This window comes from Roseibium aquae (assembly GCF_008711285.1).
Classification (GTDB): domain Bacteria; phylum Pseudomonadota; class Alphaproteobacteria; order Rhizobiales; family Stappiaceae; genus Roseibium; species Roseibium aquae.
Genome location: NZ_VXDC01000002.1, coordinates 138,686 through 159,580 on the forward strand (window position 1 = coordinate 138,686; position 20,895 = coordinate 159,580).

The 20,895-nt window shown below is 61.2% G+C and carries 25 protein-coding genes; 16 read left to right on the forward strand and 9 right to left on the reverse strand.

The genetic code is table 11. The features are described from left to right. Nucleotides 1–34: 34 nt before the first annotated feature. From ureC to F0184_RS04345, 7 genes are read right to left on the reverse strand one after another with little or no spacing between them, the layout of a single operon-like run. Entirely contained in the window at nucleotides 35–1,747 is a 1,713-nt protein-coding gene (ureC, locus tag F0184_RS04315) for an urease subunit alpha (RefSeq protein ID WP_150494933.1), read from the reverse strand. A 35-nt stretch (nucleotides 1,748–1,782) separates the two neighbouring features. Next, nucleotides 1,783–2,196 carry a lysozyme inhibitor LprI family protein gene (locus F0184_RS04320; RefSeq protein WP_150494934.1) on the reverse strand — a complete coding sequence of 138 codons (414 nt, stop codon included), beginning with the start codon at nucleotides 2,194–2,196 and terminating at the stop codon, nucleotides 1,783–1,785. Continuing rightward, complete coding sequence (locus F0184_RS04325) at nucleotides 2,193–2,618, reverse strand: lysozyme inhibitor LprI family protein (protein WP_150494935.1); 426 nt, start codon at nucleotides 2,616–2,618, stop codon at nucleotides 2,193–2,195. Before F0184_RS04325 ends, F0184_RS04320 begins: the two co-directional genes overlap by 4 nt. A 1-nt stretch (nucleotide 2,619) precedes the next feature. Further along, nucleotides 2,620–2,925, reverse strand: a complete 306-nt coding sequence (locus tag F0184_RS04330; RefSeq protein WP_150494936.1) for an urease subunit beta — start codon at nucleotides 2,923–2,925, stop codon at nucleotides 2,620–2,622. Continuing rightward, on the reverse strand, nucleotides 2,922–3,125 hold the full coding sequence (locus F0184_RS04335; RefSeq protein ID WP_150494937.1) for a hypothetical protein: 204 nt from the start codon (nucleotides 3,123–3,125) through the stop codon (nucleotides 2,922–2,924). Before F0184_RS04335 ends, F0184_RS04330 begins: the two co-directional genes overlap by 4 nt. An 18-nt stretch (nucleotides 3,126–3,143) precedes the next feature. After that, nucleotides 3,144–3,446 (reverse strand): urease subunit gamma, encoded by a 303-nt coding sequence (locus tag F0184_RS04340; protein ID WP_150494938.1) that lies wholly within the window; start codon nucleotides 3,444–3,446, stop codon nucleotides 3,144–3,146. Between the two features lie 28 nt (nucleotides 3,447–3,474). Further along, a complete protein-coding gene (locus F0184_RS04345) occupies nucleotides 3,475–4,332 on the reverse strand; it encodes an urease accessory protein UreD (RefSeq protein WP_150494939.1) in 858 nt (285 codons plus the stop codon). 424 nt (nucleotides 4,333–4,756) lie between these two features. Here F0184_RS04345 and F0184_RS04350 point away from each other — a divergent pair, with 424 nt between their 5' ends. The 3 genes from F0184_RS04350 to F0184_RS04360 all read left to right on the forward strand — a co-directional run bounded on the left by F0184_RS04350 (nucleotide 4,757) and on the right by F0184_RS04360 (nucleotide 8,056). Beyond that, nucleotides 4,757–6,085 (forward strand): D-alanyl-D-alanine carboxypeptidase family protein, encoded by a 1,329-nt coding sequence (locus F0184_RS04350; protein WP_208998317.1) that lies wholly within the window; start codon nucleotides 4,757–4,759, stop codon nucleotides 6,083–6,085. Between the two features lie 235 nt (nucleotides 6,086–6,320). Next, nucleotides 6,321–6,695, forward strand: coding sequence for a DUF4381 domain-containing protein (locus F0184_RS04355; protein WP_150494941.1), 375 nt, complete (start codon nucleotides 6,321–6,323; stop codon nucleotides 6,693–6,695). 158 nt (nucleotides 6,696–6,853) lie between these two features. Beyond that, nucleotides 6,854–8,056, forward strand: a complete 1,203-nt coding sequence (locus tag F0184_RS04360; RefSeq protein ID WP_150494942.1) for a CobW family GTP-binding protein — start codon at nucleotides 6,854–6,856, stop codon at nucleotides 8,054–8,056. Between the two features lie 5 nt (nucleotides 8,057–8,061). Here F0184_RS04360 and tesB read toward each other — a convergent pair whose 3' ends face one another. Then, the gene (tesB, locus tag F0184_RS04365; RefSeq protein ID WP_150494943.1) at nucleotides 8,062–8,934 is read right to left on the reverse strand and encodes an acyl-CoA thioesterase II; all 873 of its coding nucleotides are present in this window, start codon (nucleotides 8,932–8,934) and stop codon (nucleotides 8,062–8,064) included. A 138-nt stretch (nucleotides 8,935–9,072) separates the two neighbouring features. Here tesB and F0184_RS04370 point away from each other — a divergent pair, with 138 nt between their 5' ends. The 12 genes from F0184_RS04370 to F0184_RS04425 all read left to right on the forward strand — a co-directional run bounded on the left by F0184_RS04370 (nucleotide 9,073) and on the right by F0184_RS04425 (nucleotide 18,423). Next, nucleotides 9,073–10,311 carry a ubiquinone biosynthesis hydroxylase gene (locus tag F0184_RS04370; protein ID WP_150494944.1) on the forward strand — a complete coding sequence of 413 codons (1,239 nt, stop codon included), beginning with the start codon at nucleotides 9,073–9,075 and terminating at the stop codon, nucleotides 10,309–10,311. 49 nt (nucleotides 10,312–10,360) lie between these two features. Then, nucleotides 10,361–11,233: an SDR family oxidoreductase gene (locus tag F0184_RS04375; RefSeq protein ID WP_371871050.1), complete on the forward strand. Its 873-nt coding sequence runs from the start codon at nucleotides 10,361–10,363 to the stop codon at nucleotides 11,231–11,233. 80 nt (nucleotides 11,234–11,313) lie between these two features. Beyond that, a complete protein-coding gene (locus F0184_RS04380) occupies nucleotides 11,314–11,511 on the forward strand; it encodes a twin transmembrane helix small protein (RefSeq protein WP_150494945.1) in 198 nt (65 codons plus the stop codon). A 48-nt stretch (nucleotides 11,512–11,559) separates the two neighbouring features. Continuing rightward, nucleotides 11,560–12,135, forward strand: coding sequence for a cob(I)yrinic acid a,c-diamide adenosyltransferase (locus F0184_RS04385; RefSeq protein WP_150494946.1), 576 nt, complete (start codon nucleotides 11,560–11,562; stop codon nucleotides 12,133–12,135). 91 nt (nucleotides 12,136–12,226) lie between these two features. After that, nucleotides 12,227–12,925 carry a rhomboid family intramembrane serine protease gene (locus F0184_RS04390; RefSeq protein ID WP_150494947.1) on the forward strand — a complete coding sequence of 233 codons (699 nt, stop codon included), beginning with the start codon at nucleotides 12,227–12,229 and terminating at the stop codon, nucleotides 12,923–12,925. 214 nt (nucleotides 12,926–13,139) lie between these two features. Beyond that, nucleotides 13,140–13,889 carry an electron transfer flavoprotein subunit beta/FixA family protein gene (locus tag F0184_RS04395; RefSeq protein ID WP_150494948.1) on the forward strand — a complete coding sequence of 250 codons (750 nt, stop codon included), beginning with the start codon at nucleotides 13,140–13,142 and terminating at the stop codon, nucleotides 13,887–13,889. Between the two features lie 24 nt (nucleotides 13,890–13,913). Further along, nucleotides 13,914–14,846 carry an electron transfer flavoprotein subunit alpha/FixB family protein gene (locus F0184_RS04400; RefSeq protein WP_150494949.1) on the forward strand — a complete coding sequence of 311 codons (933 nt, stop codon included), beginning with the start codon at nucleotides 13,914–13,916 and terminating at the stop codon, nucleotides 14,844–14,846. Between the two features lie 139 nt (nucleotides 14,847–14,985). Next, a complete protein-coding gene (locus F0184_RS04405) occupies nucleotides 14,986–15,867 on the forward strand; it encodes a 3-hydroxybutyryl-CoA dehydrogenase (RefSeq protein ID WP_150494950.1) in 882 nt (293 codons plus the stop codon). A 10-nt stretch (nucleotides 15,868–15,877) separates the two neighbouring features. Then, entirely contained in the window at nucleotides 15,878–17,347 is a 1,470-nt protein-coding gene (locus F0184_RS04410) for a class I adenylate-forming enzyme family protein (protein WP_150494951.1), read from the forward strand. 70 nt (nucleotides 17,348–17,417) lie between these two features. Next, a complete protein-coding gene (locus F0184_RS04415) occupies nucleotides 17,418–17,621 on the forward strand; it encodes a putative motility protein (protein ID WP_150494952.1) in 204 nt (67 codons plus the stop codon). A 284-nt stretch (nucleotides 17,622–17,905) separates the two neighbouring features. Then, nucleotides 17,906–18,166: a hypothetical protein gene (locus F0184_RS04420; RefSeq protein ID WP_150494953.1), complete on the forward strand. Its 261-nt coding sequence runs from the start codon at nucleotides 17,906–17,908 to the stop codon at nucleotides 18,164–18,166. 44 nt (nucleotides 18,167–18,210) lie between these two features. After that, a complete protein-coding gene (locus F0184_RS04425) occupies nucleotides 18,211–18,423 on the forward strand; it encodes a hypothetical protein (protein ID WP_150494954.1) in 213 nt (70 codons plus the stop codon). A 72-nt stretch (nucleotides 18,424–18,495) separates the two neighbouring features. On the opposite strand, the gene tlpA is transcribed toward F0184_RS04425, so the two are convergent. Continuing rightward, nucleotides 18,496–19,158, reverse strand: coding sequence for a thiol:disulfide interchange protein TlpA (gene tlpA, locus F0184_RS04430; RefSeq protein ID WP_150494955.1), 663 nt, complete (start codon nucleotides 19,156–19,158; stop codon nucleotides 18,496–18,498). 42 nt (nucleotides 19,159–19,200) lie between these two features. Between tlpA and argH the strand changes: the two genes are divergently transcribed. Beyond that, a complete protein-coding gene (argH, locus tag F0184_RS04435; protein WP_150494956.1) occupies nucleotides 19,201–20,592 on the forward strand; it encodes an argininosuccinate lyase in 1,392 nt (463 codons plus the stop codon). Nucleotides 20,593–20,895 lie beyond the last annotated feature (303 nt).

The following is a 20,895-nucleotide window of genomic DNA, read 5'->3' on the forward strand; positions in this document are numbered from 1 at the left end:
GTGCGTCGGTGGATCGAACCCCTTGGCAATTGTTCTAAAACAGGAAATAGCGCTGGGCCATCGGCAGGACTTCCGCTGGTTCACAGGTCAGCAGTTCGCCGTTGGCGCGCACCTCGTAGGTCTCCGGGTGAACTTCGATGTCCGGAGTGGCATCGTTCAAGATCATCGATTTCTTGGAGATGCCGCTGCGCACGTTCTTCACCGGCAGCACGAGACTGTCCAGACCGGCCTTGGCCTTGACCCCCATGTCATGGGCGGCCTGTGAGACGAACGTGACCCGGCTTTCGCGCATGGCTTTGCCGAACGCGCCGAACATCGGCCGGTAGTGAACGGGTTGTGGCGTTGGGATCGAGGCATTGGGATCGCCCATCGGCGCGGCCACGATTGTGCCGAGTTTCAGGACCATGTCCGGCTTCACGCCGAAAAAGGCTGGAGTCCACAAGCACAGATCGGCCAGTTTGCCCACTTCGACCGACCCGATATGCTCATCGAGCCCGTGGGCGATGGCCGGGTTGATGGTGAATTTGGCCATGTAACGCCTGACCCGCAAATTGTCGTTGTCCCCGGTCTCTTCGGCCAGGCGGCCGCGCTGGACCTTCATCTTGTGCGCCGTTTGAAGTGTGCGGATCACCACTTCGCCGACCCGGCCCATGGCCTGACTGTCGGACGCGATGATCGAAAACGCCCCCATGTCATGGAGAATATCCTCCGCCGCGATGGTCTCGCGCCTGATCCGGCTCTCGGCAAAGGCCACGTCCTCGGGAATGGACGGGTCAAGGTGATGGCACACCATCAGCATGTCGAGATGCTCATCGATGGTGTTCACCGTGTAGGGACGTGTGGGATTGGTCGATGACGGCAGGACGTTCATCTCGCCGCAGACCTTGATGATGTCCGGCGCGTGGCCGCCACCCGCCCCTTCCGTGTGAAAGGCATGGATCGTACGGCCCTTGAACGCGGCCTTGGTGTTTTCGACGAAGCCGGATTCGTTCAGCGTATCCGTGTGGATCATCACTTGAATGTCGTACTCGTCGGCGACGGACAGACAGGTGTCGATTGCGGCCGGCGTGGTGCCCCAGTCTTCGTGAAGCTTGAGCGCGCACGCCCCGGCGACGATCTGTTCTTCCAGAGCGGCGGGAAGCGAGGCGTTTCCCTTGCCCGCAAAGGCAAGGTTCATCGGAAAGCTGTCGGCCGCTTGCAGCATGCGCGTGATGTGCCAGGGTCCCGGCGTGCAGGTGGTCGCGTTGGTGCCGGTCGCCGGTCCCGTCCCCCCGCCCAGCATGGTGGTGACGCCGGACATCAGCGCATCGTCGATCTGTTGCGGGCAGATGAAATGGATGTGCACATCCAGGGCGCCCGCGGTCAGGATCTTGCCTTCGCCGGCGATGGCTTCCGTGCCGGGGCCGATGACGATGTCGACGCCGGGCTGGACATCCGGGTTGCCCGCCTTGCCGATGCCGGCGATACGGCCGTCCTTCAAGCCGACATCCGCCTTCACGATGCCCCAATGGTCGACGATCAGCACGTTGGTGATGACAGTATCGACAGCGCCTGCCGAGCGCGGAGCCTGGGACTGGCCCATCCCGTCCCGGATCACTTTGCCGCCGCCGAACTTGACCTCCTCGCCATAGGTCGTGAAGTCTTTCTCCACCTCGATGATGAGGTCCGTATCGGCCAGCCGGAGTTTGTCACCGGTTGTCGGTCCAAACATGTCCGCATAGGCGGCACGGGGCATCTTGAAAGCCATTTATCCCTCCACTCGGTGATTGATGCGCAGGCCCGTCATTGGCTGTAGTCCTCGATCATGGCCAGGAGATCCTCCCCGCGCTGGCGGGTCAGAAAGATCATGCAGGTCAGGCGGCTCATGTTGCCGCGGGTTCCAGCCCGGAACGGATAGCTGTAAGCGAGGCAGTCCTTGTCGCGATAATCGGTCCAGGCCTCCTGGGCCGCGCGCAGCGCGTCCGGCCCCCCCTTCAGGTGCTCTGGCAGCGGCTCGTCCAGTTCTTCCATCCGGGCGAGAGCCTTGCCGAAGGCGGCGGCCATTTCAGTTTCCGCCTCAAGAAGCGCCTGTTCGGCGCAAAAGGTCCGCTCGGCATTATTAAGCGGATAACCGCAATCGATGGCCGACTGGGCGGCGACGCTGCAGGGGAAAAACGCCACGCCAACAAGGGCAGCAAAAGCGAAGGAGCGGATCAATTGCCAAGCCCCTTGGCAAGCTCTTGCAACTGTTTTGTTCTTTGCCGGGTCAGGTCCGTTTTGCAGTTGGCCACGAGCATGGGCTCCATCGTGCCGCCCCGGGCCAGAAATCCGTAGGCTGCACAGGCCTTGTCGCGGAAGGGAATCCAGTCGCGCTGGGCAGCCCGAAGTGTGTCCGCCGCGCCTTTCAGAGCATCCGGAAGGGCGCTGTCGGTTTGCTGCATCTCGATCATGGCTGCCTTGTAGGCGGCATTCAGCTCGGCATCTGCGTCCTGCCAGTCCCGGCTGGCGCAGATTGTCATATCGAGCTGGGTTTGGGGGTCCTTGCAGTCCACGTCGCCCTGCCCCCGTGCGCCACCGACCGCGGCAAATACCGTGACGCCAAACACGATGATCCAACCCGCGGTCGATGCCTTACTCATATCAAAGTTGCCCCATGACTTTCTGATTGAAACCATAGACCGTTCGATCGCCGCGATAGGCGACGAGCGTGACGCTGCGTGTTTGCCCCGGTTCAAACCGGACAGCCGTCCCGGCCGGAATATCGAGCCGCATGCCGCGCGCCTTGTCCCGATCGAAGGACAAGCCCGGATTGGTCTCGGCGAAATGATAGTGGCTGCCGACCTGGATCGGCCGGTCGCCGGTGTTTGCGACATCCAGCGTGAGGGTCTCAAGACCGGCATTCAGCTCGATGTCACCGCCGGCCGGAAAAATCTGTCCGGGGATCATTTGTCCATCTCCTTGCGGCGGCGGCGATAGGCGAGAATTCCGCCAATGCTGAAGCCCGCGAGAACGAGCAGCAGGGTTTCCACCGTGAAATAGCTGGCGGCATCCGTATGTGGATGGGCGTGGTCCTGGACGCTGGGATGCGCCAGTGCATTCGCCGGAGCCAGCGCGGCCGCCACAAAACACAGGTAAAGTCTTTTCATCCCGCTCTCCTTCGGTCGCTATCGGATCGGTTCGTGAACGGTCACGAGCTTGGTGCCATCGGGAAAGGTGGCTTCGACCTGGATATCATGGATCATATCGGCGACCCCTTCCATGACTTGATCCCGCGTGAGCACCTTGGCACCGGACTCCATGAGTTCGGCAACAGAGTGTCCGTCGCGCGCGCCTTCCACCACGAAATCCGTGATCAGCGCGATGGCTTCCGGATGGTTGAGCTTGACGCCACGGTCCAGGCGCCGACGCGCGACCATCGCTGCCATGGAAATCAAAAGCTTGTCTTTTTCGCGAGGTGTCAGGTTCACGCAGCCCTCTCCTTGTTTTCGGTTCGCCTCATATTTGCCAGACCCGGGGAAGCTGGGCGTCCCGATAGTGTGTGAGAAACGCCGAGAGACCCTGTTTCAGGGTCCGTCCATCCGAAGCCACAAATCTTGCGGTCAGAACACCGTTCCACGCGCTGCACCCGCCGGCAAGGCCTGATGACCGGTGCGCGGCCTCCAGAGCCTCGCGGGCGCGCGACAAACGCTCTTCCGCGGCCGGATCGCAGTCGATCAGGGTGGCGAATGCCGTTCCTCCGTTCGCGGTCGCCGGCCCTTTGAAAACCTCCGACGGATTTCCATGGAGACGAATATCATCGGCATAAACCAGTTTTCCGTCGCGCCGGATGCGCCAGCGGTCCGAGAACTGCACGTGCTCGACAACTTCCCCCATGGCCGGCCGGCCGATCACAACGGCCTCAAGACACAGCAAACCGGCGGTGCCGGCCAGATCCGCGGTCAGGGACCGGGCCAGGGCGGAACGGTCGAAAAGGATGGTTTCCTGAGGCAGCCATTCGAGACGGCTTTCTGACGATACTGCGAGATCCGCCGAGACTGTGGCGGCGCCGCCGGAGCTGCGATAGGCGCGTTCGGCCGTTTGTGTTGTGACGATCGCATGGGCACCCATTTGCGTCGCGGCCCGGTAAATCATCCGGTCTCCGCCGGTCAGGCCACCGGCCGTGTTGATCAGAACCGCCGTTGGCGCCCCGGTGTAGATCCGCGGCAGGCGCATCTTGGCGGATCCGCTTTGAAACAGATCCTGGAGCCGGGTCCTGCCCTCCTTGCGCTTGAACGCGACACGGGCTTCTCCCCGGGCGCGCTGCAGGACCGGTGCGCTTCGGTCCTTGAATTCGGGTTCGTCAAATCGGTACATGAACACCCTGATTTGCGGCTTGCGGAGGGATGCGAATTGGCGAGCGGAGCCTTTGGCCTGATCGTGAACAGTTTGCCTGCGATTGGATGAAGAGCACAAGGCCGGCGACCGGGTCCTTGCGATCCATCAGAAAATACTGCCGGCAGGACAGCAAGGTCCGTGCCAGTGAGGAACCCCCGGCAAACTTGCCAAGCGTCGATTGTCACACATCTCTTGATCCGGCTGTTGAATGAGCAATTGCCTAGAATGGAGGCAATTCCATTTTTGGATAGCTTTGCTTTGATTTTGCCAAACCGCCCCATTTTCGCTATGGATGGGGGCACTGGCGTAAGGTCAACCGAAGCGACGACAGGCGAGGAACGCGGTGTTTTCAAGTCTTCTTCGACGTCCAAAAACGTGGATCGCTACCCTGGCGGCCGGTTTGGTGATCGGCTTTCTTCCGGTTTCCGCATATGCGGCCATTGGCGCGCATATTGTCATCGATGCGGAAACCGGGCGGGTTCTCGACCAGAAGGATGCCACGCGCAAATGGTATCCGGCCTCGTTGACCAAGATCATGTCCGCGTATGTCACCTACAAGGCGGTCCGCGAAGGCCGCATTTCCTTGAATTCGCCTGTCGTTCAGTCCGCGAACTCCCTGGCCGAGCCACCGAGCAAGATGGGTTTCAAGGTCGGCACGACCTTTACAGTGGAAGCTGCTCTGAAGATCATCATGATCAAATCGGCGAACGATATCTCGGTTGCGCTCGCCGAAGCCGTTGCCGGAAGCGAACAAGCCTTCATCGACATGATGAACGCGGAAGCCCGGCGCATGGGATTGTCCGACACCCGCTTCTACAATCCGCATGGCTTGCCCGACAACCGGCAGGTGTCCACGGCTCGGGATATGGCGATCCTCGCCCAGGCCTTCTGGCGCGATTTTCCCGAGGCGCGCGATCTTTACCAACAGCCCGGCTTGAAGTTCGGCAACAAGACGCTTCGGTCTGCCAACCGGGAATATCTTCTCCGCGTGCCCGGGGCCAATGGAATGAAGACCGGCTACATCTGCAATTCCGGCTTCAATGTCGCGGCAACCGCCACCCGTCGTGGACGTACGTTGATTGCGGTGGTTCTGGGAGCCGCGTCCGGGCTGGAGCGGATTGCCCATACGCGTGAGTTGATGGACAAGGGTTTCCGGATCCGGCAGGGGCCGCTGGTGACCAGTCTGCCCAGCAGCGGCACTCCGCCACCTGCCGACGGTTATTGCCGGCGCAACGCCAAACCGGGCGCCGAAGGCATCATGGCTCGCTATGACATGCAAAAGGCTTCGCCAAAAAGGGGACTTGCGAGCGCGCTGTCCTTTGCTGCACCCACCTCCGCCGGCGACCTCGTGCTGCCCGGAGCGCAGCCCAAGGCTCCGCAGAACGAGACCCCGGACAGCTGGACCCTGCCCAACGGCAAGACCGACTGGGGCTTGATTCTCGATCGGACGATCGGGCCGCGCCGCATCGCGTTTAACCCTATACCGCTCACCCTCGGAACACCTTCCGGCGTCGCAGCTCCCCGGCTCGAGCTGGCCGTGATCCCTGTTCCGAACGCAAAGCCCGGGTTCGGGCGGGTCGTACAGAATGCCAGCGAGACGGCGGCTGTTTCCCGCCCCGGAGCCGCGGTTGAGCTTCCAGCCGCCGTCATCACCCCCTCTCCCGGCGCGATCTTTCGGGGCAGTGTCGGCTTTGCCGTTCCTGTTCCCGCACCAAGCCCGCGGAAAAATTAGGCCTAGTCGAACCTTTTTTGGCTATTTCTTGATCGGTGATGATACCTGGCTCAGATTCCCAAGAACAGGTCATAAAGACCTGTGTTTAAAGATTTTTTAACCTTGATCATAAAAGTCTATGGAACCGGAATCCTCGCGCAGGGTTCATGGTGATCTCGAACGGCCTCAGTTGCGCGAAAAAGTGATCACGCCACCAATGGCTCGAAGCCAGTCTTGCAGCTAGAAGAGCTGACCGATGTATGAACCAAAGTCTTCTGCGACTATCATAGCCTTGGCTGATTTGGCCGAGCTTTCGGCCGACCAGCTCGAAAGCGGCCGCTCGGTCGAGGAGGTGATCGCGTTGTTGCGCCGCGCGGCGCTGGCGGTCCGGGAAACCGTTCCGGTGGCCAATGATGACGATCCGTTCGAACACGACATGCCTTGCGATCTGGACGATGCGTCCGGCGCGGATTCGGGGGAACCGGATCCGGATGGATTGCCGGTGCAAGACGAGGCGGTGGCGGATCAACCCGACGGCAATCCTGTCTCGATTGAAGACGAACTGACCCCCATTGATCTGACGGACCTCACCACGGCGGAAAGCGGGGATCCCAAGCCGATCAGCGCTTAAAGCGCGAACAAGCCCCTTGGGCAGCCCTCATCGTCTGATCGGACTGCCCGCTCCGAAGCCCGGCCGACCATGGTTTTCTTGTCATGGGTGCTTCTATCCGGCAGTGAGGTACATTAGGTCATGGGATATCGCTTTCCCGATCGTCCAGGACCTGTTCCATGTCTCAATCGCAATCCGCGCCTGTCTCTGCCAAGCCTCGCGGCCCGAAGCCACCGATCCCGCTTTCCGTGATCACAGGGTTTCTGGGATCGGGAAAGACCACCTTGCTCAATCGCATCCTCAAGGACCCGGCGATGGCCGACACGGCGGTCATCATCAATGAATTTGGCGAGATCGGGCTCGATCACCTGCTGGTGGATCAGGCAGGTGACGGTATCCTGGAGCTATCCTCCGGCTGTTTGTGCTGCACGATCCGCGGCGATCTGGTGACGACGCTGGAAAACCTTCTCCGGCGTGTCGACAATGGCCGGATGGACCGGCTCGCGAGGGTTGTGATCGAAACGACGGGTCTGGCCGACCCCGCGCCGATCCTCCACACGGTCATGCTCCACCCCTATCTTGTGCTGCGTTACCGGCTGGAAAGCGTGGTGACGCTGGTCGATGCCGTGAACGGCCTGGACACCTTGAAAGAACATGAAGAAGCACGGCGGCAGGCAGCCGTTGCCGACCGGATTGTTCTGACCAAGACCGATCTTCTTGAAAAGGATCCGGCCCGGGATCCCGGGCCCCTCCTGGCCCGCTTGACGAACCTCAATCCCGGCGCCCGGATCCTTGATACCCAAAAGGGTGAGGCAGTTCCCTCAAGACTTTTCGATGCGGGTCTATACAATCCCGAGACCAAAATTCCGGACGTGGCGAAATGGCTAAACGCGGAGGCCTTTGATGATGGCCATGGGCACAAGCACCATGACCATGACCACGGGCATGGCCACGGGCATGGCCACGGGCACCATCACGATCATGCCCACGATGTGAACCGGCATGATGACAAGATCCGGGCGTTCACGCTGGCCACGGACCGGCCGATCTCGGCGGCCTCGCTGGAGATGTTCCTCGACCTTTTGCGGTCCGCCCACGGACCGAAACTCCTGCGCATGAAGGGTGTGGTGAAGCTGGCCGAAGATCCGGGACGGCCGGTGGTAATCCACGGTGTCCAGCATGTCTTTCACCCGCCCGCGACCCTTGAGGCCTGGCCGGACGACGACCATCGCACGCGGATGGTGTTTATCACCTACGACTTGCCTGAAGGCTTTATCCGCAAGCTGTTTGAGGCTTTTTCCGGCGCGCTGCTGCCCGATACGCCCGACCCTCGGGCCATGACCGAAAACCCACTCGCGATCAGCGGGTTCACGGCGCGCTGACCGGGTTAGTTTTCCGGTTTCCGCCTCAGCCGTATCAGTCCTTCTTGCGCTGTCGAAGCGACCAGTTTTCCGTCCTGGGTGAAGAGCATGCCCCGGTTCAAACCCCTTGCGCCCCCGGACTGGGTGCTGTCGGTTGCATATAGAAGCCATTCATCGGCCCGGAAACGCTGGTGAAACCACATGGCATGGTCGAGGCTTGCCGCCTGGATCTTCGGGCTGAAGACAGAGGTTCCATGCGGAAACAGGGACGTGTCGAGCAGGGTCATGTCGGAGGCATAGGCGAGGACGCACTGATGGATGCGCTCATCGTCCGGCAGGACACCCGTCGCCCTGACCCAGACATACTGCCTGGGCGGCAGTTTCTCCTTGGAAAAATAATGGGTGAGGTCCACGGGACGAAGCTCGATCGGCCGCTCGCGTTCCCAGTACTTGCGGACATTTTCCGGCGCGATGGAGAGGAATTTTTCCTTCAGATCCTTGTCGCCTGGCAGGTCGTCCGGCTGGGGCACCTGCGGCATTTCGACCTGATGTTCCAGCCCCTCTTCTGCGATCTGGAACGAGGCGGACATGGAAAAGATCGCATGCCCATGCTGAATGGCGACCACACGGCGGGTGGTGAAGCTGCCGCCATCCCGGATCCGGTCGACCTCATAGATGATCGGGACTTCCGGGTCGCCCGGCCGCAGAAAATAACCGTGCAGCGAATGCACGTGGCGATCCTCGACAACGGTCCGCGACGCGGCGACCAGGGCCTGGCCGATCACCTGGCCGCCGAAGACGCGCTGCCAGCCGACTTGCGGGCTCCGGCCCCGGAAAAGGTTTTCCTCCAGCCGTTCCAGATCGAGGATGTCGAGGAGCGTATGAATGGCCGTGTTCATCGGCGCGATCCTTGCTAAATAGGACGGGAACAATGGCCCGGTCGGGACCGATCGGGCTGTGCTTTGAGCAGTCTTGGGCGTCACCTGACGTCAAAGTCAAGCTTCCCAAAGGTAAGGGCACCGCCCGGGAGAGAACACATGGCACAGTCGCAAGCCGCGGATCGGAACTATGATGTCGTCATCGCAGGTGGCGGGTATGTCGGCCTCTCGCTCGCGCTGGCACTCAAGACCGGCGATCCGGCCATCGCGGTTGCGGTCGTGGATCCCAAGCCCGGCGAGGCTTTGGCGCAGGATCCGCGCGCTTCCGCCATCGCGGCGGCTGCGGTCCGCATGCTGGACCAGCTCGGCGTCTGGGCGGACATTGCGCCCGAAACCCAGCCGATCAATGAAATGATCGTGACGGACAGCAAGTTGAGGGACACGGTTCGCCCGGTTTTCCTGACATTCGGGGGAGAAGTGACCGACGGCGAGCCATTCGCGCATATGACGCCCAACAGCGTGATGCTGCCGGCCATGCATCAAAAGGCGGCGGGACTGGGCGTGGATTTCATCACACCCGACAGTGTGACGGAATTCGCCACCCGTGGAGAGCGCGTGGCACTGTCACTTCAAACCGGAGGGGCGGTCACGGCCAGCCTGCTGGTGGCCGCCGATGGCGTGCGCTCCCGGCTCCGTGATCTGGCAGGCATCCGAACCGTCCACTGGGATTACGGGCAATCCGGAATCGTCACGACCGTCCGGCACGAACGGCCCCATAACGGCCGGGCCGAGGAACATTTTCTGCCGGCCGGGCCTTTCGCGATCCTGCCCTTGAAAGGAAACCGGTCGTCCCTTGTCTGGACGGAGCGGACGGCGGACGCGCGCCGTCTGGTGAACAGTGACGCGTTCACCTTCGAGCTGGAGCTGGAGCGCAGGTTCGGCCATCATCTTGGCCAGCTCGAACTGGATGGCAAACGCCAAGCCTACCCGCTTGGGCTCCGGCTGGCCCGCGATTTCGTGAAACCGCGGTTCGCCCTGATTGGCGATGCGGCCCATGGCATTCATCCGATCGCCGGTCAGGGACTGAACCTGGGGTTCAAGGATGTGGCGGCCCTGGCGGAGGTTCTCGTCAATGCCCGGCGCATCGGGCAGGATTTGGGCGGTCTCGACGTGCTTGATCGCTATCAACGCTGGCGGCGGTTCGACACCTACCAGATGGGTGTCGTCACGGATGTGCTGAACCGGCTGTTCTCCAATGACATGGATCCGATCCGGGCCGTGCGCGACTTCGGCCTCGCGCTCGTGGACCGGATGCCGTCGCTCAAGTCGCGCTTCATTTCCGAGGCCGCCGGTCTGGCCGGTCCGACCCCGAAGCTGCTCTTGGGCGAGGCAATCTGACCGGGCGATCGTGCCCGCGGTTTTGTTAATCTGATTGGATCCGTTTCGCATGCCCACCGACGCTATGACGAACAGCCCGGCTCGAACCGTTCTGATCACCGGGTGTTCTTCCGGCATAGGCGCGGAAGCGGCCCGGATCCTGCGCGGCCGGAATTGGAGGGTCTTCGCGACCGCGCGGAAACCGGAAGATGTGGACGCTCTTTTGAACTGCGGGTTTGAGGCGTTCCGGCTCGATTACCAGGATGCGGCCAGTATCGAAGCGGCAACCGAAGCGGTGCTCACGGCGTGCGACGGGGGGTTGGACGCCGTTTTCAACAATGGTGCCTACGCGGTTCCCGGCGCCTTGGAAGATATCCCGGTGGAGGCGCTTCGGGCCCTGTTCGAAGCGAATTTCATCGGCTGGCACGATTTGACCCGCCGGGTGATCCCGGCCATGCGTGTCCGGGGCCATGGAAGGATCGTCCAGTGCTCTTCGGTGCTGGGTTTTGTTGCGCTGAAGTATCGCGGCGCCTACACGGCCTCCAAGTTCGCTCTTGAGGCCTATTCGGACACGCTGCGGCAGGAATTGGCGGGGAGCGGCATCCATGTGTCGTTGATCCAGCCCGGTCCGATCGATACGAGGTTCACGCAAAACGCGCTTTCAGCCTTCGACCGATGGATCGGGCCGGATGGATTGCAGGCGTCGGTGCATCGGACCACCTATGAAAAGCGGCGGGCGCGAATGGAGGCCGGCGAGCCAGGTCCTTTCAAGCTGCCGCCGGCGGCGGTGGTGAAGCGGCTCATACATGCCCTGGAAGCCAAACGCCCGAAAGCGCGCTATCATGTGACCATTCCAACAACAGTCATGGCGGTTGCAAAACGGATCTTGCCAACGGGGCTCTTGGATCGTTTTTGCATCCGGGCCGCGGACGCAGAGGAATAATTCCGGGCTACGGCCTTGAACACACCGGCTTCGGCGACACTTCCTCTAGGCTGGTCAAACAACACACGTTAGGAAAAGATATGGCCGCAATCGTGAATGCGCTCGTGCCTGTGGGGATGGCCGCCGTTGCCCTGGTTCTGTTGATGGGCATATGGAACATGATGCGTGGGGGTTCCGCGAACCGTTCGCAGCAATTGATGCGGTGGCGCGTGGGGTTGCAGTTCCTTGTCATTGTGCTTGTGATGGGCGGGCTCTATTTCTTTGGTCCCGCGCGATAACAGGCCGGGATCCAGTCTTGAAAATGAATATGGACCTGTGGGGGCACTATGGTTGTCTTGAACAAGATTTACACGAAGACCGGTGACGATGGCACCACGGCGCTGGGCTCCGGCGAACGGCGGCCAAAGCACGATCTGCGCGTGGAAAGCTACGGCACCGTGGACGAGACCAACGCCGTCGTCGGGCTGGTCCGGTTGCACACCGGGCACGCCTATCCGGAAATTGATGCGGTTCTGAACCGTATTCAAAACGATCTTTTCGACCTCGGCGCGGATCTGGCGACGCCCGAAACCGGTCAGGACCTGGGATACGAGCCCCTGCGCATTGTCGACAGCCAGGTGGAGGCCATCGAAGCGGCCATCGACCGGCTGAATTCCGAATTGTCGCCCTTGCGCTCATTCGTGCTGCCGGGCGGCAGTCCGGCCGCCACCTATCTGCACCTGGCTCGGACCGTGGCCCGCCGGGCCGAACGGCTGATGACCGAGCTTGCCGGGCAGGAAACGATCAATCCGGCGGCGATCCGCTACATGAACCGGTTGTCGGATTTCTTCTTCGTCGCCTCCCGCTACTTGAACGGCAAGGGCGAAAGCGATGTGCTGTGGGTGCCTGGCAAAAACCGCTAGGGCATGTTCCATTCGGCCGGGATGCGAATAAGTCTGGAAACCACAGGCGCAGGGACTAAAGTGCGGGGATCGCTCTTTGGAATCCGCGCAGATGTTTCTTCCTCTTCATGACCACAACCGCCTGGTGCATGTCACTACGCCCGTCGTCAACCTGGCTCTGATTGCCCTGAACATCCTTGCCTTCACCGTTCTCCAGCGGGGCGGCGCGGAAGCCGCGCTTAACGCGTCGGCCTATTCCTATGGTCTGGTGCCGAGCGTTTTTCTCGATTTGAAAGGCCTTCCGCCCGAGCTGCAGGTGCTTCCGGACAGTTTCTCGATCGTCACCTATGCCTTCATGCACGGCAGCTGGTGGCATCTGATCGGCAACATGGTGTTCCTCTGGGTGTTCGGTGACAACATCGAGGACGCCCTGGGGCATGTGAAGTATCTGCTGTTTTATCTCCTGTGCGCGGCCGCCGGCGGGCTGGCCTACACATTCGCCAACTATGGGTCGGATATTCCGCTGGTTGGCGCGTCCGGAGCGGTTTCGGGCATCGTTGCCGCCTATCTCATGCTGCATCCCAGGGTGAAGGTCTGGGTGCTCGTGCTGGGGCGGATCCCGCTGCGGCTATCTGCCAAATGGGTCCTTGGCGCCTGGGTCGTATATCAAGTGGTGAATGCCGCTTTCGGGCCAGAAAGCAACGTCGCTTGGTCGGCACATATTGGGGGAATGGCGGCCGGGTGCGTGCTCGTTGTCTTTCTGCGCCGCCGGGGCGTGCCCTTGTTCGACCGAGGCTTGAAAGCGGGTTGAGGGAAGGTGGCCGGACGGGTCCCGGGCGGGCCCCGCTCTTTTGGCCAACCTTCCGTTAGGCCAGCGTTGACACGTGCTGTTTGGGTCAGTACCGTCCCGCACCGAGCGCCATGATTGGCTGAATTCCGCCATTTTGCCCGTTCGGGCATTGTGGCGGCTAAGCCGGAGGAGGCGGCCTGGCACCCCTGCCGGCCCAGCAAAAGGTTGAGAGGCAATGAAGATCCTTGTGCCCGTAAAACGGGTGATTGACTATAACGTAAAGGTCCGCGTGAAGCCGGATGGCTCGGGTGTCGATCTTGCCAATGTGAAAATGTCGATGAACCCGTTTGACGAGATCTCCGTCGAAGAGGCGCTGCGGTTGAAGGAAGCCGGCAAGGCGGACGAAGTGATCGTCGTATCGATCGGACCAAAGCAGGCGACCGAGACCCTGCGGACAGGTCTGGCGATGGGCGCCGACCGCGGCATCCTTGTGCAGACCGATGACTCGGTCGAGCCCCTGGCGGTGGCCAAGATTTTGAAGAAGGTCGTGGAGGAAGAAGAGCCAGGGCTTGTGATCGTCGGCAAGCAGGCCATCGATGACGACTGCAATCAGACCGGCCAGATGCTGGCGGCGTTGCTCGGCTGGAGCCAGGGGACTTTCGCCTCCAAGGTTGAGCTCGGCGAGGGCACCGTCGATGTGACCCGCGAAATCGATGGGGGTTTGCAGACCGTCAAACTCAAGATGCCAGCCATCGTGACCACCGATCTGCGCTTGAACGAACCGCGGTATGCGTCGCTCCCGAACATCATGAAGGCGAAGAAGAAGCCGATCGCCGAGAAGACACCGGCGGATTACGGGGTCGATCTCACGCCGCGCCTGACCGTTATCAAGACGGCCGAGCCTGAAGCACGCCAGGCCGGCGTGAAGGTCGCATCGGTTGGCGAGCTGATTGATAAACTCAAGAATGAGGCCGGTGTCCTTTAAGGGCCCGTCACAGGAGGACAAATCATGACTACACTTCTTGTGGCCGAAGTCTCCGGCGCCGGGTTGAACGACGCGACCGCCAAGGCCTTGACCGCGGCGGCAGCGCTCGGGTCCGATGTTCATGTTCTGGTTGCCGGGAAGGACGTGAGAGCCGCTGCCGAACAGGCCGCCAAGCTTGAAGGCGTGACCAAGGTTCTGGTTGCCGACAGCGATGCGCTGGGCCACATGCTCGCCGAGCCGGTGACCGATCTGATTGTTGCCATGGCCGGTGACTATGACGCGATCGTCGCCGCGGCGACGACAAACGGCAAAAACATCATGCCGCGTGTCGCGGCTCTGCTCGATGTGATGCAGGTTTCTGAAATCACTGCCGTTATCGACGCCGAAACCTTTGAGCGGCCGATCTACGCGGGCAATGCGATCCAGACCGTGAAGTCAACCGATCCGAAAAAGGTCATCACCGTGCGGACGGCAAGCTTCGCCGCGGCCGGGGACGGCGGAATGGCTTCGATCGAAGAGGCGACTGTGGGGAGCGGATCCGATCTGTCTCAGTTCGTCGGGGAAGAGCTTTCAAAATCGGATCGTCCGGAGCTGGCATCTGCAAAGATCATCATTTCCGGCGGCCGCGCGTTGGGATCGGAAGAGAAGTTCCAGGAAGTCATCATGCCGGTGGCCGATGCTCTTGGTGCTGCCGTTGGCGCTTCGCGGGCCGCGGTGGATGCCGGTTATGCCCCGAACGACTGGCAGGTTGGCCAGACCGGGAAGGTGGTCGCCCCGGATCTTTACATCGCCTGCGGTATTTCCGGTGCCATCCAGCACCTGGCCGGGATGAAGGATTCCAAGATCATCGTGGCGATCAACAAGGACGAGGAAGCGCCGATTTTTCAGGTGGCGGACTATGGGCTTGTCGCCGATCTGTTCGACGTTTTGCCGGAACTGAAGGCAGCCGTCGAATAGGCGGAACAACCTCATTCCCAAAATTCCCTCCGGCGAACGGACGATTTCGCCGGAGAGTTCTTGCCGTTGGGCCCGAGACTTGCCAAAACTAGCCCGGCAATAACGGTCACAGGGATCGTTTGAACAAACGGATTGCAGTATGGTGGTCGAGATCAAGAAAGTCGGTGTCATTGGCGCGGGTCAAATGGGCAGCGGCATTGCCCATGTTTGTGCGCTTGGTGGCTATGACGTGGCCCTCAGCGATATCTCCCTGGAGCGCATCGAATCGGGGCTCGCCTCGATCAATGGCAACCTGGCCCGCCAGGTTCAAAAGGAACTGATCACGGAAGATCAGCGCAAAGCGGCCCTCGACCGGATCAAGCCAGCCCCGGATCTCGATCTACTGAGCGACGCAGATCTCGTGATTGAATCGGCTGTCGAGAACGAGCAGGTCAAGCGGAAGATCTTTTCCCAGCTTTGCCCGCTTCTGAAGCCCGAAGCCATTTTGGCCACCAACACCTCTTCCATCTCGATCACCCGTCTGGCGGCCGCGACCGATCGACCAGAGCGGTTTATCGGCATCCACTTCATGAATCCGGTGCCGTTGATGGAGTTGGTTGAACTAGTGCGCGGGATCGCGACGGAAGACGAGACATTCGAGGCTTCCCAGGCGTTCTGCGACCGTTTAGGCAAGCAGACGGCGGTCGCCGAAGACTTCCCGGCCTTCATGGTCAACCGCATTCTTCTGCCGATGATCAACGAAGCAATCTACACGCTTTATGAGGGTGTCGGCTCGGTTGACTCGATCGACAAGGCGATGAAACTGGGCGCAAACCATCCCATGGGACCCTTGCAGCTCGCCGACTTCATCGGTCTGGATACCTGTCTGTCGATCATGCAGGTGCTTTACGAGGGGCTTGCCGACACGAAGTACCGGCCCTGCCCGCTTCTTGTAAAATACGTTGAGGCCGGCTGGCTCGGCCGCAAGGCTCAGCGCGGCTTTTACGATTACCGTGGCGACGTCCCGGTGCCAACCCGCTGATCCGCGGCGCATGAACCTCGCCCGATACTGCCTTGAAAACGCATCTCCGGATCCCGCCGATGTGGCTTTGGAGGTGATCGGACCCGAAGGCGAGGGTCTTGAAACCTGGACCTATGGGGTCCTGCGCGACACCATTCTGCGGATCGCAGGGGGGCTGCAATCCGCCGGACTGCGGCGCGGCGACCGGGTGTTGATCCGCCTGGGGCACAGCAGCGATTTTCCGCTGGTGTTTTTTGGCGCGATTGCCGGTGGGTTCGTTCCCGTCCCCACATCCGATCTTCTGACTTCCGTGGAGGCGGGCCAGATCCTGTCCGACAGCGGCGCGGCGCTCGTCGTCCATGACGGGAAAACCGCGCTTCCGGCCTCCAGCCTCCCTCTCCTGTCCCCCGAAGCCCTGAAAACCGGCGCGATACCGGGCTTTGAAGACACCGGTCCGGACGATCCGGCCTTTCTGATATACACTTCCGGGACCAGCGGGACACCCAAAGGGGTGTTGCACGGTCAGCGGGCAGCGGCAGCGCGCAGTCCCATGTATGCGGACTGGTACGGGCTGGAACGCACGGACCGTTTGCTTCATGCCGGCGCTTTCAATTGGACCTATACGCTCGGCGTGGGGCTTATGGACCCTTGGGCCAATGGCGCAACCAGTCTTGTTTATTCCGGGCCGCGTGATCCTGCGGTGTGGCCGCGTTTGCTGGAGGCATCGGGCGCGACCCTTTTCGCTGCCGTTCCGAGCCTCTATCGGCGGATATTGAAATATGCCGATGTCACGGCCGGATCGTTTCCAGCCCTCCGGCATGGATTGACCGCCGGGGAAGCTCTGGCAGCGGATCTTCATCTGGAATGGACAACACGAACCAGCCGTCCCCTGTATGAGGCGCTTGGGATGAGTGAAATCTCCACCTATATCTCATCCGGCCCGACCGTGCCTGTTCGCCCCGGATCGCCCGGCAAGCCGCAAGCGGGGCGGCGGGTCGCCATTCTCAGTGAGGCAAGCGAGACGCCCGAACAGGCGGGGGCCGATGCGGTGGGGCTGCTGAGCGTTCATCGGTCCGAACCGGGCTTGATGCTGCGCTATTGGAATCGCCCCGGTGAGACTGAATCCGCGTTTCGGGGCGATTGGTTCTTGACGGGAGACCGGGCCCGGCAGGATCGGGATGGCTACATCTGGTACGAAGGGCGTGCAGATGACGTGATGAATGCATTCGGATACCGCGTGGCGCCCGAGGAGGTTGAGCGGGCCTTGATGCGCCACGAGGAGGTGGCGGAAGTGGCGGTCACCTCGGTGGAGGCGAGACCCGGCGTTCATCTGATCACCGCTTTTGTCGTTCCCCGGGATCCCGGTTTTGAGGATGCCACCGTTCTTGCCGCCCATGCGGGCGGTTGCCTTGCCGAGTACAAGCGGCCGAAAGCCTATCGGTTTGTCAGCTCCTTGCCCCGGACGCCATCCGGCAAACTGCAGCGCAAGTCCCTGGTCTGATCCGGCAAACTTTTAACGTTGCGTTTACCGTTTCCCGACATGGTGCGGTGGTGGAAACCGGAGTTGACCGATGGATACTGTCAGCCTTGCCAATGCCTACGTAGCCAGCACCCAGGCTCAAACCGGCCAGGCACTGCAGGCCAAACTCTTGAAGATGTCCGCCGACCAGCAAGCTGGTGTCGTCGCTCTTCTCGAGGCCGGCGCCCAGGGTCTCGAATCGGCGCAGGCAGCCCCCCCTCAGGGCCTTGGCACCGCCATCGACGTCACGGCTTGATCGTCTTTGACTGAACGAAAACTCCTAGTGGTCGGTATCGTATTTTTTCGGCTCCGGTGAAGCCGGGGCGTGTTATGGCTTTTTGGATCGAAATCAAGCTGACCTTCTTTCAAAAAACCTTTGTTTTCATGCCGATGATCGGAATTATCTAAAATTTTATTAAATACCCTCCGATAAGGTAAGCGGCTTCTTTTCTCTATCCTGAAGCAGCTGCCTCCCTTTACTTTTCTTTCGGGTGCAAGTGGTGACATATAGGCGAGTATTATCCAAGAACTGGAGTACTCATGCCTGAGGGAATTGGATATTCGTCCGCCCAGGCGCTTAGTCAATCGACCGTCCTTCCGCAAAACGAGCGGATGGCCGAAAAGGCCGAGGCGGTCCGGACCCGCCAGGGTGAAGCGGTCGCGGAAATCGTTGGCCGCCAGGCGCAATTCAGCAGCAGCCGGGCCGAGACGCTCGCCCGGCAAGCTGAGCAACTCGAAAACCGGGTCGAGACACGAAATGACCAGAATGGCCTGGGGAACCGCGTCAATCTCGTCGTTTGACCGGACCGGGCGTGCCGCAAGGCGAACCATTGGAGTTTGGAATCATGGCAAGCATATCTGACAGCACCAGCTCTGCGGCTGCCTACAGCACGGCGAATGTCCGCAGCGAACTGGCGACGAACGCGATTCGGGATCAAAACGAGCAGGAACGCCAGGTGGCCGAACGTCTGGAAGAGGCTGACGCGACCGAGCAGCAGGAAGAACGTGAGAACCGGCAGATCCCCGGGCTTGGAAACGCCGTCGACATCACCGTCTGACGCCGGTCCGGATCAAGACTTCTTCGGTTCGTGAGTGACAGCGCCGGCCAAATCTAACCGGCGCCATGACCGTTAATCTTGGGGGCGTGCCATCGCCGCCCTGATGAGGGCCACAGCTTCGCTGTCGGCCCATTCCGCCGGACCATACATGGTACCGATTTCGCAGCCCTCTGGCCCGATCAGGATGGTTGTCGGCAGTCCGGTTGCGCGCGCCTTTGCCCGCAGGTCCTTGAACAGGCCGTTCGAGGCATCGTGGTAATAGGTAAGGCGGTTGACGCCGATTTCTTCCAGAAACGCTTTTGGTTTCTCCGGTCCCCCGCGATCCAGATTCACCGCCACGACCTTGAAATCCTCCCCTCCCAGATCCGCCTGGAGTTTGTCGAGTGCCGGCATTTCCTTCCGGCAGGGTGCGCACCATGTGGCCCAAAGGTTCATCAAGACGGTGCGCCCTTCGAAATCCGCTATACTGACTTCCTCGTCGTCAGGCCCGAGAAACACCAGATCGTCCAGTGGGAGCGGGTTCTGCGCGGGCAGAAACGCGGCGACTTCACCGGTCGCGAAAGGCTTTGTTTCCTGAGCCGCGGCCATGGAGACGGAACAGCTTTGGCCGCCGGCGATATTGCCAGCGGGGCTGGCGATCACGTATACCGCGACCGCGATGGCCGCGGCACCGCCAAGGCCGGCAGCAATCACACCAGGTTTCAAGCGGGGTCCGGTTTCCGTCGGATTCGTCATTTTTCTTCGTCCTCGCAAGGGGCATTTCAAAAGGGCCAGGGCATGAGCAATCGCATGTGGGGCGGTCGGTTCGCCGAAGGACCGGACGCGATCATGGAGGAGATCAACGCCTCTATCGACTACGATCGCAAGCTATATAGGCAGGACATCGAAGGCTCGAAAGCCCATGTGCGCATGCTGGCCGCCCGTCAAATTGTCACGCCGGACGATGCCAAGGCGATCGTTCAAGGTCTAGACACGATCCTGTCAGAGATCGAAAGCGGAACGTTCACGTTTTCCAGAGCGCTGGAAGACATCCATATGAATGTCGAGGCCCGATTGGCGGAACTGATCGGTCCGGCGGCCGGCCGTCTGCACACCGCCCGCTCGCGCAACGACCAGGTGGCCACGGACTTTAAGTTGTGGGTCCGCGACACGCTCGACACGCTCGACGACCAACTGTCGGAGTTGATGCAAGTCCTGGCGGAAAAGGCCGAGCTGCATGCCGGCGATGTGATGCCGGGCTTCACCCACCTTCAGTCGGCTCAACCTGTCACCTTCGGCCACCATCTGATGGCTTATGTCGAAATGTTCGCCCGCGACCGGTCCAGGGTTCGCGATGCCCGCAAACGGATGAATGAAAGTCCGCTTGGCTCGGCGGCGCTGGCCGGGACCTCGTTTCCCATTGACCGGAAGATGACGGCCGAGGCGCTTGGGTTTGACCGTCCGACCGCCAATTCGCTGGATGCCGTCTCGGACCGCGATTTCGTGATCGAGGCTCTGTCCTGCGCCTCGATCACAGCGATGCATTTGTCCCGGCTGGCGGAAGAGATCGTGATCTGGTGCTCGGCCCAATTCGGTTTCGTGAAACTGTCGGACAAATTCTCGACCGGCTCGTCGATCATGCCGCAAAAGAAAAATCCGGATGCGGCCGAACTGGTTCGCGCCAAGACCGGCCGAATCTACGGGTCGCTGCAGGGTCTGCTCACGATGATGAAGGGCCTGCCCCTGGCCTATTCCAAGGACATGCAGGAAGACAAGGAACAGGCGTTCGACGGTCTGGCCAGCATCTCCCTGGCGCTTGCGGCGATGACCGGCATGATGCGGGACCTTGAGCCCGTGATCAAAACCATGAAGAAAGCGGCCGGATCGGGATATGCCACGGCAACCGATCTGGCGGACTGGCTGGTCCGGGTTCTGGGGCTTCCGTTTCGCGATGCCCATCACGTGACCGGGAAGATGGTGGCGCTCGCCGTTGACAAGGGTGTCGAGTTGCACAAGGTGCCCCTTGAGGACATGAAAGCGGTTGAGCCGAGAATCACCCAGGAAGTGTTCTCGGTTCTGTCGGTTGATAAGTCCGTGCGCAGCCGGACAAGCTATGGCGGGACATCGCCAGTTAATGTGCGCAAGCAGGCGCGCCGCTGGCTGAAGGCGCTGGCCGCGGAGAAGGCCTGATCGCTCAAGACGCGGCGGCCCCTTGCCGTTCGGCGTTTTGCATGCGAGGAGAAGGCCGAGCAGCTTGAGGGCAACCGGGGAAAGAAGATGCGGATGAATTCTGCGGGCAGGGCATGTTTGCTGGTGGCGGTGAGTGGCGCGATCCTCCTTGGCGGATGCGGCCGGAAGGGTGGCCTGGAGGATCCCAGGAGTGCCCCGGACGCGATCAGTCAAGGTGTTGACCCGGCCACCGGAGCGGCGATCGAACCGCTTCCGAGCACCGAACCTCGAGGCTTTGTCCTGGATCCGCTGATCCGTTAATTG